The 12,839-nt window shown below is 42.3% G+C and carries 12 protein-coding genes; 6 read left to right on the top strand and 6 right to left on the bottom strand.

Going from position 1 to position 12,839, the window contains the following annotated elements:
- Positions 1–126 precede the first annotated feature (126 nt).
- The 4 genes from FTV43_RS02320 to FTV43_RS02305 all read left to right on the top strand — a co-directional run bounded on the left by FTV43_RS02320 (position 127) and on the right by FTV43_RS02305 (position 3,098).
- Positions 127–645, top strand: coding sequence for a hypothetical protein (locus tag FTV43_RS02320; RefSeq protein ID WP_004970721.1), 519 nt, complete (start codon positions 127–129; stop codon positions 643–645).
- Between the two features lie 63 nt (positions 646–708).
- Positions 709–2,025: a hypothetical protein gene (locus FTV43_RS02315; RefSeq protein ID WP_004970719.1), complete on the top strand. Its 1,317-nt coding sequence runs from the start codon at positions 709–711 to the stop codon at positions 2,023–2,025.
- An 81-nt stretch (positions 2,026–2,106) separates the two neighbouring features.
- Positions 2,107–2,766, top strand: a complete 660-nt coding sequence (adk, locus tag FTV43_RS02310) for an adenylate kinase (protein ID WP_004970717.1) — start codon at positions 2,107–2,109, stop codon at positions 2,764–2,766.
- A gap of 107 nt (positions 2,767–2,873) precedes the next feature.
- A complete protein-coding gene (locus FTV43_RS02305; RefSeq protein WP_228153788.1) occupies positions 2,874–3,098 on the top strand; it encodes a hypothetical protein in 225 nt (74 codons plus the stop codon).
- A gap of 129 nt (positions 3,099–3,227) precedes the next feature.
- Here FTV43_RS02305 and nth read toward each other — a convergent pair whose 3' ends face one another.
- The gene (nth, locus tag FTV43_RS02300; RefSeq protein WP_154321249.1) at positions 3,228–3,917 is read right to left on the bottom strand and encodes an endonuclease III; all 690 of its coding nucleotides are present in this window, start codon (positions 3,915–3,917) and stop codon (positions 3,228–3,230) included.
- A gap of 92 nt (positions 3,918–4,009) precedes the next feature.
- Entirely contained in the window at positions 4,010–4,804 is a 795-nt protein-coding gene (locus tag FTV43_RS02295) for an RnfABCDGE type electron transport complex subunit B (protein WP_004970712.1), read from the bottom strand.
- A 357-nt stretch (positions 4,805–5,161) separates the two neighbouring features.
- Here FTV43_RS02295 and gdhA point away from each other — a divergent pair, with 357 nt between their 5' ends.
- The gene (gene gdhA / locus FTV43_RS02290) at positions 5,162–6,505 is read left to right on the top strand and encodes an NADP-specific glutamate dehydrogenase (protein WP_179994779.1); all 1,344 of its coding nucleotides are present in this window, start codon (positions 5,162–5,164) and stop codon (positions 6,503–6,505) included.
- 71 nt (positions 6,506–6,576) lie between these two features.
- On the opposite strand, the gene FTV43_RS02285 is transcribed toward gdhA, so the two are convergent.
- From FTV43_RS02285 to rlmH, 3 genes are all read right to left on the bottom strand, one after another.
- Positions 6,577–7,359: an META and DUF4377 domain-containing protein gene (locus FTV43_RS02285; RefSeq protein WP_179994778.1), complete on the bottom strand. Its 783-nt coding sequence runs from the start codon at positions 7,357–7,359 to the stop codon at positions 6,577–6,579.
- A 139-nt stretch (positions 7,360–7,498) separates the two neighbouring features.
- Entirely contained in the window at positions 7,499–8,275 is a 777-nt protein-coding gene (locus FTV43_RS02280; protein ID WP_179994777.1) for a class III extradiol ring-cleavage dioxygenase, read from the bottom strand.
- A gap of 150 nt (positions 8,276–8,425) precedes the next feature.
- Positions 8,426–8,908, bottom strand: coding sequence for a 23S rRNA (pseudouridine(1915)-N(3))-methyltransferase RlmH (gene rlmH, locus FTV43_RS02275; RefSeq protein WP_026438445.1), 483 nt, complete (start codon positions 8,906–8,908; stop codon positions 8,426–8,428).
- A 208-nt stretch (positions 8,909–9,116) separates the two neighbouring features.
- Here rlmH and FTV43_RS02270 point away from each other — a divergent pair, with 208 nt between their 5' ends.
- Positions 9,117–10,031: a M28 family peptidase gene (locus FTV43_RS02270; RefSeq protein ID WP_225531248.1), complete on the top strand. Its 915-nt coding sequence runs from the start codon at positions 9,117–9,119 to the stop codon at positions 10,029–10,031.
- Between the two features lie 354 nt (positions 10,032–10,385).
- Here FTV43_RS02270 and lon read toward each other — a convergent pair whose 3' ends face one another.
- Positions 10,386–12,812 (bottom strand): endopeptidase La, encoded by a 2,427-nt coding sequence (gene lon, locus FTV43_RS02265; RefSeq protein ID WP_136144120.1) that lies wholly within the window; start codon positions 12,810–12,812, stop codon positions 10,386–10,388.
- Between the last annotated feature and the right edge of the window lie 27 nt (positions 12,813–12,839).

The following is a 12,839-nucleotide window of genomic DNA, read 5'->3' as shown; positions in this document are numbered from 1 at the left end:
TTTTTGACTTTAGCGACATCAAAATTGTAATTTGCTGTATATAAGAATCCTGACAATTCTGCTAGAGTCAAAACACGAAAACAGGACTGTTTTTAAAATTAAAACAAATGGACACTGGTGACAATAATGACAAAAGTCTATTCTTTCGTGGCATTACTTGCCTTTTCAAGTTTTAGCTTTGCTGGGAACACTACTTTTTTACCTGAAGCAAAAATTAGCGCAGATAGCGCAAAAACCTGGAATGTAGGGGCGGGTATTACCCAAAAATTACTGCATTTGAATGGTGAATGGGTCAATCCTTATGGCATTGCCTATCTAAAAGCGGGGGCTTTTTTAAATGGTGACCATGAAGTCGGTGGGCAAACAGGTTTTCGTTACCCATACCACCTCACAGGTAAAGACAAAAATGGTTATTATATTGGCGCTTACGCAGGACACCTAGAATCTAAATGGGTGGATGGTGAAGAAAAAGCGCGTTTAGGTGCAGGCATTGATCTGGCTTATGTATTACTGAGCCCTGAACGCATCAGTAGCTTTAGTGTTGGCATTGGCGCAGGTGAAAAATTGGAAGATCGACAAGGGCGAGTGATTGCGGAAACTGAGCCTAGACTACAATTTTCCTATACGCTCAGTATGGGTTTGTAGTCAGAATAGTGACTTTTAACTACTTTAGAATCTTGTAATTAGAACTAAATATGGAAAAAATGCATGCTTGAGTACGTCAATCAGTTGTGGCAAACCTTTTTGAATCGTCCAGATTTTTGGGCCGTGCTCAGTATTATTCCTGTGACTGCTTTTGTGACTTGGGCGCACGTGTGGATGGCACTAAAAATGGTGTTCTATCCAATTAGCTTTTGGGGCTTTCACCTTGGGCCTATTCCTGTGGGATGGCAGGGGATTGTACCGCGTAAAGCAGGGCGTATTTCAGGCATCATTACCGATAACACATTGTCAAAATTAGGTTCATTGCGTGAGTTTCTCAATGCTATGGACCCTGAAGATATGGCGCGTATTATTGGTGAGCAAGTGGGTTTTGAACTTGAACACTTAATTGATGAGGTCATGTTAGACCGCAATGCTGTGCTTTGGGAAAACCTACCGTATTCGATTAAACGCCGTATTTACGCACAGGCGCATAAACAATTGCCAGGTGTGCTGCGTGAATTGGTGACTGAACTGACCTTGAATGTTGAATCCTTGGTGGATATGCGTGAAATGGTGGTCAGCCAAATGGAAGGTGATCGCCGCTTAATGGTGCGTATGTTCCTAAAAGTCGGTCAAAAAGAAATTAACTTTATTTGGCATATCAGTGCATTGATTGGGATGTTCTTTGGTATTTTCCAAATGATTGTTTGGTTTCTTGTACCATGGCACTGGACGGTTCCATTTTGGGCGGCAATTTGGGGCTTCTTGACCAACTGGATTGCGATTTGGATGGTATTTAACCCAGTCGAACCACATTACGTGAAATATCCGCAGTTCTTTAAATTGACTGAAAATCGTCAATTTCCATGGATTAAGCCAGTGATTCCACGCATTGGGACTTATAATATTCAGGGTGCGTTCATGAAACGCCAAGAAGAAGTCTCGGATGTGTTTGCAACGGTAGTCACAGAAGATCTGATTACGTTAAAATCGATTATGACTGAAATGATGTATGGCAGTAAAAAAGACAAAACCCGCCGTATTGTCAAACGCCACATCAACGAAATTATGGAAACACCATTGGTTCGTACCTCTTTACAGTTGTCTTTGGGGCCAAAAGAGTATGCCAAACTCAAGACTGACTTGATTGATCGTTCGATTGAAATTACGATGGTGCCTGTATGCGACCCTGCCTTTAATGCGAGCCGTGCACAGAAAATTTATCAAATGTTCAGAGATCGTATTCGTGAACTGACGCCAAAAGAATTCCAGAATCTCTTGCGTCCTGCCTTTCAGGAAGATGAGTGGATTTTAATTGTCTTGGGTGGTGTAACTGGTTTTATTGCTGGTTTAATACATTTGTTTGTCGCTTTCTTATAAGAGGATGCTGGCTGCGTAAAGGGCGATGGCTCTGATATGCAACGAGTGTCAAATACATTGTTAAAATGAGGATGTTTTTTTATGCGCATTATCTTACTCGGACCACCTGGAGCAGGTAAAGGTACACAAGCTCAGTTGATCTGTAAGCGCTACAATATCCCACAAATTTCAACCGGTGATATGCTCCGTGCTGCAATTCGTGAAGGTACTGAATTAGGTCTACAAGCCAAAAGCGTTATGGACGGTGGCGGTTTGGTATCCGATGAACTGATCATTGGCTTAGTGAAAGAGCGTATTGCGCAGCCAGATTGCGTGAATGGTTGTATTTTTGATGGTTTCCCTCGCACCATTCCACAAGCTGAAGCTTTGGAAAGTGAAGGCATCAATATCGACCACGTGATTGAAATTGATGTTGCAGACGAAGAAATCGTACAGCGTTTGTCTGGTCGTCGTCAGCACCCTGCATCTGGTCGTATTTATCATCTTGTTTACAACCCACCAAAAGTGGAAGGTAAAGATGACGAAACTGGCGAAGATTTGGTTCAACGTCCAGATGACCAAGAAGAAACCATTCGTAAGCGTTTAAAAGCGTATCACTCAGAAACTGAGCAATTGGTTGGCTTCTATCAAGGTCGTGCTGCTTCTGGTGAAAATGCACCAAGCTATAACAAATTGAATGGTCTTCGTCCAATTGAAGAAGTTCAAGCAGATTTGTTTGCTATTTTAGACCAAGCAAAATAAGTCTAGGTTTTAGACCAAGTCTGTTTAAAAGAAAATAAAATCGTTTAAACAGGCTGCTTGTTTTGACTTTAAAAGAGTCCTGATTCATATTAGGGCTCTTTTTATTTGTGTCAGTTTGGGAGAGTGCTTTGCAACATGCTGCTGTTATCATCATGTTATTGGCAAGTATTGCCGTTTTAGGCTTTCTTGTTTTTGTGAGCTATAAGTTATTGCGCAACACACAAGCTCAGAATTCGACTGAAAAAAAATCAGGTAAGCACTATCAATTGCATCCGAAACTTAAACAACAGCAAGAACAACAACGTCAGTCTGAAGATTCTCAGGATAAATAAATCATCTCTACATAATCTTGTGCATAGATTGCACAGTTATCCACACGATTTTGGATGATCCACATTGCTTTGATGATCTAGCTTGTCATCAATAAGTTTAGATCACTTTGCAAAAGTCTACCGAAGCACTTACTTAGATATGGGCGCGTGATGAATTTCATGCAGCGTAGTATGACGATGTGCACCAAATTCAAAGCGATCAGGCCAGTTACACACATCTGACACCACACATTCAGCGCATTTAGGCTTACGCGCAATACAACAATAACGGCCATGTAAAATTAGCCAGTGATGCGAGTCAATTAAAAATTCTTTAGGAATGACTTTAATCAAACGGTGTTCGACTTCTAAAACATTTTTACCTACAGCTAAACCTGTGCGGTTACCTAAGCGGAAAATATGCGTATCGACCGCCATGGTTGGCTGTCCAAATGCGGTATTTAACACCACATTGGCAGTTTTGCGTCCCACGCCGGGCAAGGCTTCTAAATCGGCACGATTATCAGGCACGATGCTGCCGTGTTTTTCGATGAGAATTTTGCAGGTTTTAATGACATTTTCTGCTTTGGAATTATACAGTCCGATGGTTTTAATATATTCCTTTAAACCTTCCACACCTAAGGCATAAATTGCTTCGGGCGTATTGGCAACAGGAAACAGTTTGTCGGTGGCTTTATTGACGCTGACATCGGTCGCTTGTGCTGATAAGGTCACCGCAATCAGCAATTCAAATGGATTGGAAAAATTCAGTTCAGTGGTCGGATTTGGACGTTGGTCACGCAAGCGCTCAAAAAAAGTCTGAATTTGCTTTTTGGTCATATTTTTAGACAGCTTTTCTTTGAGCGTGGTGCTTTTGGCAGCCGTTGTTTTGACCGCTTTATTGGTCAGACGTGTATTTCTTTCGGGCATGTTTATGCTCCTAATTCACGTAACTGTTGTTGTAAATTGGTTAGTAATAGCCGTTTTTTCTCATCGTCACGCACACTGAGTTGTTTTTCGAGTTTTTTAATTTGTGTGCGTAATTTTGCAAGTTCGATGGTGGTTTGTGCATCGGCAGTGGAAATCTGTTCATTTTTTTGCACAGGCAATTCAATCACAGGCACAGCAGCATCGGCTTGTGCAGAAAATTGAGCAAACAGTTCGGTATCAATTTCTGCACGTACCACAGGGCCTTTACGGTGCAGACGACGTTGTTCTTCACGTTGTATGTGGGCGTAGTAGCGTTGGCGTAAATCATTCTGTTCTGCCACTCTTGCGCTATCAGAAAGCAGGGGTTGTGTATCTTCTACCAAGTCAATGCAATCGACAGGGCAAGGTGGAATACACAATTCACAGCCCGTACATAAATCAGTCAAAATGCTGTGCATGAGTTTGCCTGAGCCTAAAATGGCATCGACAGGGCAGGCATTAATACATTTGGTACAACCAATGCACTCATCTTCACGAATTAGGGCTTTCATACGCTGTGGGCGTCCATCTGCCTGCACAGGCCAAACACTGGCTTCTGCGGTCAATACAGGGCGTTGCAGTAAGTTTGCTAGTGCATCTGCAACAGGTTGTCCACCGGGTACGCATTTATTGGCCGCTTCGCCTTCTGCAATCGCTTTGGCGTAGGGTAAACAGCCATCACGGTGACCACATAAGCCACATTGAGTTTGAGGGAGTAGCGCATCAATATTTTGAATCAGAGCAATTTGCGAATTCATGGACAAACCAATGCCACTTTAAACAGCAGCAGAAAAACGGAAGATAAGGCTAGGGGGAAATTCTAGGTCGATGATTTTAGCACGATTTTTGCTTTTAGGCTTGTGCGCAAATTAAGAACAACAATTGCTAGCTTTTTGGGCAAAAATGCTCAAAACTATGAATTAATTTGTTACATTAACTTATGGGCTTAACACGCTAAAAAATAAGTTAAATTTATGAAAATACAAATGTTTTAAAGTTTTTTGAAAAAAACTATTGTAGATTGTTAACAAAAGATATTTAATATTTTGCGCCAAAATATATCATTGATTGAAATTTTGACCAATTTTGATCCATTTTCTGCTGAGGATTAAGCGTTGAAATACAACAGCCTTAACGAATTCCTAGATTACGTTAAAACACGTGATGCACATCAACCAGAGTTTCTACAAGCTGTAGAAGAAGTAATGACCAGCCTTTGGCCGTTCATTGAAAAGAACCCTCAATATGCAGCACATGGTTTGCTTGAGCGTTTGGTTGAGCCTGAGCGTGCAATTCAGTTCCGCGTTTCTTGGGTAGATGACCAAGGTCAAACCCACGTAAACCGTGCATTCCGTGTACAGTACAACTCAGCAATTGGTCCATTTAAAGGTGGTATGCGTTTCCACCCATCAGTGAACCTTTCAATTTTAAAATTCTTAGGTTTTGAACAAACCTTTAAAAATGCTTTGACCACATTGCCAATGGGCGGTGGTAAAGGTGGTTCAGACTTTGACCCTAAAGGTAAGTCTGAAGGCGAAATTATGCGTTTCTGCCAAGCCTTAATGATCGAGTTATATCGTCATTTAGGTTCTAACACGGATATTCCTGCGGGTGATATTGGTGTAGGCGGTCGTGAAGTGGGTTACATGGCGGGTATGATGAAGAAGCTCAGCAATGACACTTCATGTGTATTCACAGGTAAAGGCTTGTCTTTCGGTGGTTCTTTGGCGCGTCCAGAAGCTACAGGTTACGGTACTGTGTATTTCGCTGAGGAAATGCTCAAGACTCGTGGCGATTGCTTTAAAGATAAAGTCGTTGCGATTTCTGGTTCAGGCAACGTTGCACAATTTGCTGCAGACAAAGCAATGTACTTGGGTGCGAAAGTAGTTTCACTTTCTGACTCGAATGGTACTGTGTACGTGAAAGAAGGTTTCACGCCAGAATTACTTGCTGAAGTGATGGAACTTAAAAACGTAAAACGTGGTCGTATTTCTGAATTTGCGTCTAAGCACGGTTTTGAATACCTTGAAGGTCAACGTCCTTGGGGTATTAAATGTGATATCGCGCTTCCATGTGCGACTCAAAACGAACTTGATGCGAATGATGCAGCAGTGCTTCTTGCAAACGGCGTAATCTGTGTTGCTGAAGGTGCGAACATGCCTTCTACACTTGAAGCGGTTGAGAAATTCGTTGAAGCGAAAATTCTTTATGCGCCAGGTAAAGCATCTAACGCCGGTGGTGTAGCAACTTCTGGTCTGGAAATGTCTCAAAACGCATTGCGTTTAGGCTGGACTTTCGAAGAAGTTGATGAGCGCTTACACGCAATCATGAAAGAAATTCACCGCAACTGCGTAAAATTCGGTACGAAAGAAGACGGTACCGTGAACTATGTAGACGGCGCAAACATCGCTGGCTTCGTAAAAGTTGCTGATGCAATGCTTTCTCAAGGCGTATTCTAAGTCTGACTGAGTTTAAGCTTGAAAAAAAACCGAGGTGAATGCCTCGGTTTTTTTATATTGCGATTTTATCGTTATAGAGTGCCTTTGACTGCTTCACGCTCTACGGTCATGTCGAATACATAGGCATATTTAGACTGGTCAGCTGCCAGATTTTTAATTTCATAACGTTTTACCCGAATAATCTGACGCTCATTCGATGAATGCTGAAAACCTTCGATCTGATCGTAAAATAAAGTCCAGTCTTTATCGACCTGAGTCTTTAAGCCTTTTTCATCATATTTGATTTCTTTCACCTGTAAGCAGGTTTGCTGAGCTACACCCGTACAGGCTTTAGTCTGTGACGAAACTTCCAGGAAAATGGTTTCTGCCTGACCTTGGTATTTGGTTTCCGGTGTCATTTTTCCGGTAAAGACATATTTTTGACCATCAGCTGCAGTAATACTCAGTTTTGGCTGATTGGCATCATTTAGATCCAGACTAAACGGAATATTACGCTTTTGCAGAAGCTGGCTGATAAAACGTTCCTGTTCCATTAATGGTGCATCACATGCCATCATGGTGCCCATCATGTCACCCGTACTCAGGGTATTATCTTTAACAGTCCAGCTCGTGCCAAGGCCATTACAGCCAGAAGCTACACTTAGTCTGCCTCGTTGATCAAAGCTCAGAACAATCGGGCGTTGCAGCCCACGATCAAGTTCCCAGGTATAAGCGGGCAAAATTTGTGTAGGCGTTTTTAATGTGGTGGATAGAGTAGAAATAGCCGGATCTCCTGAAGTGGCAGGAAGATGTGAAGATTGACATGCAGTTAAAGCCAAAGGGAGCAGGGCAAGCGCAAAAATACTGAATTTCATTGGTTTATATTCTATGTGCTAAAGTTTCAACGTGATTATAATCAAGAGATTAACAAAAAATATGGATACAAATCGTAGCTTTTGCTAACAAAATGTATCCAAATTAAAAAGTCAGATTTTAAATAAGCGGAGCTATCGGTTAGTCAAAACGATAAATATCCATACCGAGTGAACCCATGCTAAAGCTGCTATGTACAATGTTAAATCGATCTCCCGTACCCATTGCAAAAAACAGCGGTGCAAAGTGTTCTAGGGTTGGGTGATTACGTGCTACATGTGGCAATTGTTGCCAATCTAGTACTGCATCATAATTGCGATGACTTAAATGCTGCACCACACGATTACGGAAACTAGATGCCCATTCAGGCACAGCCGCATTGGGTGTATTCCATGATAATTCACGTAAGTTATGGGTGATACTGCCTGAGCCAATCAGTAAAATTTGCTGTTCACGTAATGGCGCTAAACTTTGCCCAATGTGATAAATCTGTTCGGCGCTCATATTCATGGGCAAAGAAATGGTAATCACTGGAATATTGGCATCGGGATACATGTGTAGTAATGGCATCCATACGCCATGATCATGCGGGCGTGTGCTGTTGGCATGGGCAGCAAAGCCCGCATCAGCCAAACGCTGCAAAATATCTTCTGCCAGTTCAGGTAAGCCAGGTGCAGGGTAGCGCAGGGCGTACAAGGCTTCAGGAAAACCACGGAAGTCATGCCATGTTTCAGGGCGAATACCTGTGTTGACCTCCAGTGCATTACTTTCCCAATGCGCCGACATCACCACAATGGCTTGCGGTGTTGGCAAATTTTCACTTAAACGGCTGAGTGCAGGCCCGACCTGTTCAGGATTGAGTGCCAACATGGGCGAACCATGTGAGATAAATAAACTGGGTAATGTCTGTAAGTTCATGCCTAGATCCCTAAAGCCTGCTGTTCTACAGCATCGCAAAAAAGTGTGTATAGCGAAATGTACTTTTGTTCAACGCTATGTTGCAGCTTTGCAACGTCGTTTGAGTTAAAGATATTTTGATAACTCAACGTACAAATTGAATAAGTTGATTTAACCTGCACGATGATAAGGATGGTTGTGGTTGATGCTCATAGCGCGGTATAGCTGCTCAATCAGCATCACGCGAACTAAAGGGTGTGGCAAAGTTAGTTTGGATAATGACCAATGCCATGCTGCTGCTTTACGTACTGCTTCAGAGTGACCATCTGGTCCACCAATCGCAAGCACGACATCATTGCCTTCTAGCATCCAGCCTTTCATGGTTTCTGCAAGTTTTTCGGTGCTGAACTCTTTGCCGCCCACTTCCAAGGCAATTAACAGCTCATTGTTTTTCATGGCATTTAAAATGCTATCACCTTCAATTTGGCGATATTTTAGAATATCGGCCTCAGAATCATTTTTGCCACGTTTCGCCATTGGCAGTTCGACAATTTGAGTCTGCACAAAAGGCTGAATCCGTTTGAAATAATCTTCAAAACCAGTCAGCACCCAAGCAGGCATTTTTTGTCCAATGGTCAGAATGCGAATTTTCATAGGCGAGTTCATGTAGCGATCAATCAGAATCTCGCATTATAACCATGATTCAACACAAGCGCTGTGTAACGACACAATTTGCAATTGAATTTGCCAACAGGCTGTTGCTTTAATACTCAGCAATCTTATTGGTCTTTTTTGTCTTGGAATTATCAGCATGCGCGCGTTTCAAAGTCAGCAGTTATATTCATGGATATTGGGCGCGGGTATGGGATTGATGACCACTGCTACATTTGCTGTGCCTGAGGCTCAATGGGCAGAACCAAACAATTTGCAAGTCTATATGCAGCAAGTGATTGGGCAGCAGGGTTTGGGTAATTCCGAACAGTATCGTCATTATAAAAATGTGATTGAACTGAATCGGGTTTCGGCATGGATTCGGGAACAAATGCGAGTATTTGGAATTCCGTGTCAATTTCAAAATTATGTGGTCAATCAGCAAAGCTACCGCAATGTGGTGTGCAAATTGAATATCGGTGCTGCGCAAAAAACGATTTTTGGTGCGCATTACGATGTTTATGGGCAGCAGCAGGGGGCAAATGACAACGCTTCTGGCGTGGCAGGTGTAATCGAAACAGCACGAATTTTGGCGCAGGAAAAGAATAAACTTAGTCAAAATGTAGAATTTGTATTTTATACCTTGGCAGAGCCACCATTTTTTAAAACCGAGTCGATGGGCAGTTTTGTACATGCCAAATCTGTGCAGGCTGAAAAAGAAAAAATCCGTGCGGTGTATGTGCTGGATATGATTGGTTATTACGACAAAAACTTGGTGCAAAATTACCCAATCGGTTTAAAGTGGATTTACCCAAGTCATGGCAATTTTATTGCGGCATTGAGCAATATGCAGTCACGTGAAATGAGTGCAACCTATTGCAATGCGATGCAGCGTTTGAATCAATTGCAATGTGAGCGTGTGGTCGCACCGACTTTCGTCAAGGGCATGGATTTTTCAGATCATTTAAATTATTGGAAATATGATATTCCTGCCATTTTAATTACCGATACAGGCAGTTATCGCAGCACACTTCGCCATACCACAGGTGATACTTTAAAAACAGTAAATTTTGAAAAAATGGCACATGTCGTGAATGGCTTGGTTGCACAGATTTTATCACCTTGATGATTGATCGCAGCGCATAAAAAACGCAGCCCTGAATTGAAATAGGACTGCGGTTAAAAGGTCATCCACCTGGAGATATGGATGACCAGACCATGAAGCACACTTCAATCAAAAGCGTCTGATCAATTTATCGGTCTAAATAGACCAAACAAGAAACATACAGCGCGATGTATCTTAAATTTATATATGTGGATGGTTTGCCTATTTTTCAAGGAAATTGAATTAAAAACAGACTAACCATTTTAAAAATAATTAAAAAATTATTCAATTATTTTAAATCCAGAATCTAAATACAACAAAAGAGCACCGAAGTGCTCTTTTGAGATGTTCTATGCTTAAAGCAGAGTAACTTGCTTAATGACGTGCGGCTTTGCCTGCTGCTACTGGCTTCACAATCGGTGCCTTGGTTAAAGGCTTAGGCATACTGGTCAGTGCCAAAGGCAAGATTTCATCAATGCTTTTCACAGCCTTGATTTCCAAACCTTCTTTGACATTGTCTGGAATTTCAGACAAGTCACGCACGTTTTCCTCTGGGATAAATACCAGTTTGATACCACCACGATGTGCCGCAAGAAGTTTCTCTTTCAAGCCACCAATGCGCATTGCACGACCACGTAAGCTGGTTTCGCCTGTCATGGCAATATCAGGACGAATTGGAATATCTGTAAATGCAGATACCAATGCCGTAGTCAATGCCAAACCTGCAGATGGACCATCTTTAGGTGTTGCACCTTCTGGCAAGTGTACGTGTACATCGGTTTCGGCAAATACATTGGCTTCAATGCCTAAACTGTCGGCACGGGTACGCACAACGGTCATCGCGGCTTTGATTGACTCTTGCATCACATCACCCAATGAACCTGTGGTGATGAAATTACCTTTGCCTTTCATGGTTGCCACTTCAATGGTGAGTAATTCACCACCCACTGAAGTCCAAGCCAAGCCATTTACACGACCCACTTCGGCTTCTTCTTCTGCCATACCATAGTCAAATTTGTGTGGACCAAGGTAGTCAGGCAAGTTTTGTGAAGTCACATCTACCTGTAGGTTTTTGGCTTTTTTGCTGACTGCTTCTTTCACCACCTTACGGGCAATTTTTGACACTTCACGTTCCAGACTACGCACACCTGCTTCACGTGTATAGCGCTGCACAATGTCACGAATCGCTTCTTCATGAACCGTCAATTCTTTAGCACGCAAGCCATTATTTTTGATGGCTTTAGGGACAAGATAGCGTTCTGCAATATTCACTTTTTCATCTTCGGTATAACCCGGTAGACGAATTACTTCCATACGATCTAACAGAGCTTCTGGAATATTCATGCTGTTGGCAGTACAAATGAACATCACTTCAGACAAGTCTAAGTCTAGATCTAAATAGTGATCATTAAACTTGTTGTTTTGTGATGGATCAAGTACTTCTAACAAAGCAGATGCAGGGTCGCCACGGTAATCCTGTGCCATTTTGTCAATTTCATCGAGCAAGAACAGTGGGTTCTTCACACCAACTTTAGTCAATGACTGCACAATTTTACCCGGCATCGCACCAATATAGGTACGGCGGTGACCGCGAATTTCCGCTTCATCACGTACGCCGCCTAGCGCCATGCGCACGAACTCACGTCCAGTGGCTTTTGCAACCGATTCACCCAGTGAGGTTTTACCTACACCCGGAGGACCGACTAAGCACAGAATTGGACCTTTGAGTTTTTTCACGCGCGACTGCACAGCAAGGTATTCCACAATACGGTCTTTGACTTCATCTAAACCGTAATGGTCGGCATCTAAAATTTCTTGTGCTTTCGCCAAGTTAATGCTGACTTTGCTGGCTTTGTTCCATGGCGTATCTAAAATTACTTCCAGATAGTTACGTACCACAGCCGCTTCGCTAGATGCAGGTTGCATGGCTTTTAGCTTACGGAACTCAGCTTCTGCTTTTTTGCGGACATGTTCTGGCAAGTCTGCTTCGGCCAGACGTTTTTCAATTTCAGCGACATCATCTTCAGCACCGCCGTTCATATCGGACAGTTCGCGTTGAATGACTTTCATCTTCTCATTCAAGAAGTATTCACGCTGATTTTTTTCCATCTGGCGTTTAACAGAGTCATGCAAGGTTTGCTCAATCTGCTGTTCTTCAGACTGTTGCAATAAATAAGTCATTAACTCGGTCAAGTGAGCTTCAAACTCATCGTGCTCAAGGAATTTTTGTTTGACATCAATATTCAATGGCACACGGGTTGCAACAAAGAACAACAACTGCAATAAATCTTCAATTTTATTGGCAGCAGCAATCAGTTCACGTGCATTGCGTAATTTTGCTTCTGCATATTGCGCAAATAAGGCACGTAATTCTTGCAAACGTGTTGCTTGGGTATTTTCATCCATCGCAACAGTCATTGGGCTCAAGCTGTGTTCTGCAGTCAAATACGCGTCTTCATCAATAATTTTTTCGAGTTTGGCGCGGTATAAGCCTTCAATCAGCACTTTGATACAGTTTTCATCATTTTCGTGATTCACAACTTGCACAATCTTCGCGACAGTACCGTATTGATATAAATTGTCGTGATCAATTTCTTCTGTAAGCGAATCTTTTTGCGCAACTACAAATACTAGATTGTCACTGTTACGAGCCACATCAACTGCATTGATCGATTTTTCACGACCTACAAATAGCGCGATTTGCATGTGTGGATAAACCACAACATCACGTAGCGCTAAAAGCGGTAATACACTTGGAACCTGAGGCTCTAAGGTTTCTTGATTCATAATAATTTCAGACATGGGCACTCCTAATGAGTGACAACGGTG

The sequence above is a fragment of the Acinetobacter sp. YH16053 genome, assembly GCF_013417035.1.
GTDB classification, from domain to species: Bacteria; Pseudomonadota; Gammaproteobacteria; order Pseudomonadales; family Moraxellaceae; genus Acinetobacter; species Acinetobacter towneri.
The sequence above is the reverse complement of the archived record's forward strand: the minus strand, read 5'-3'. Positions and strand labels throughout refer to the sequence as shown.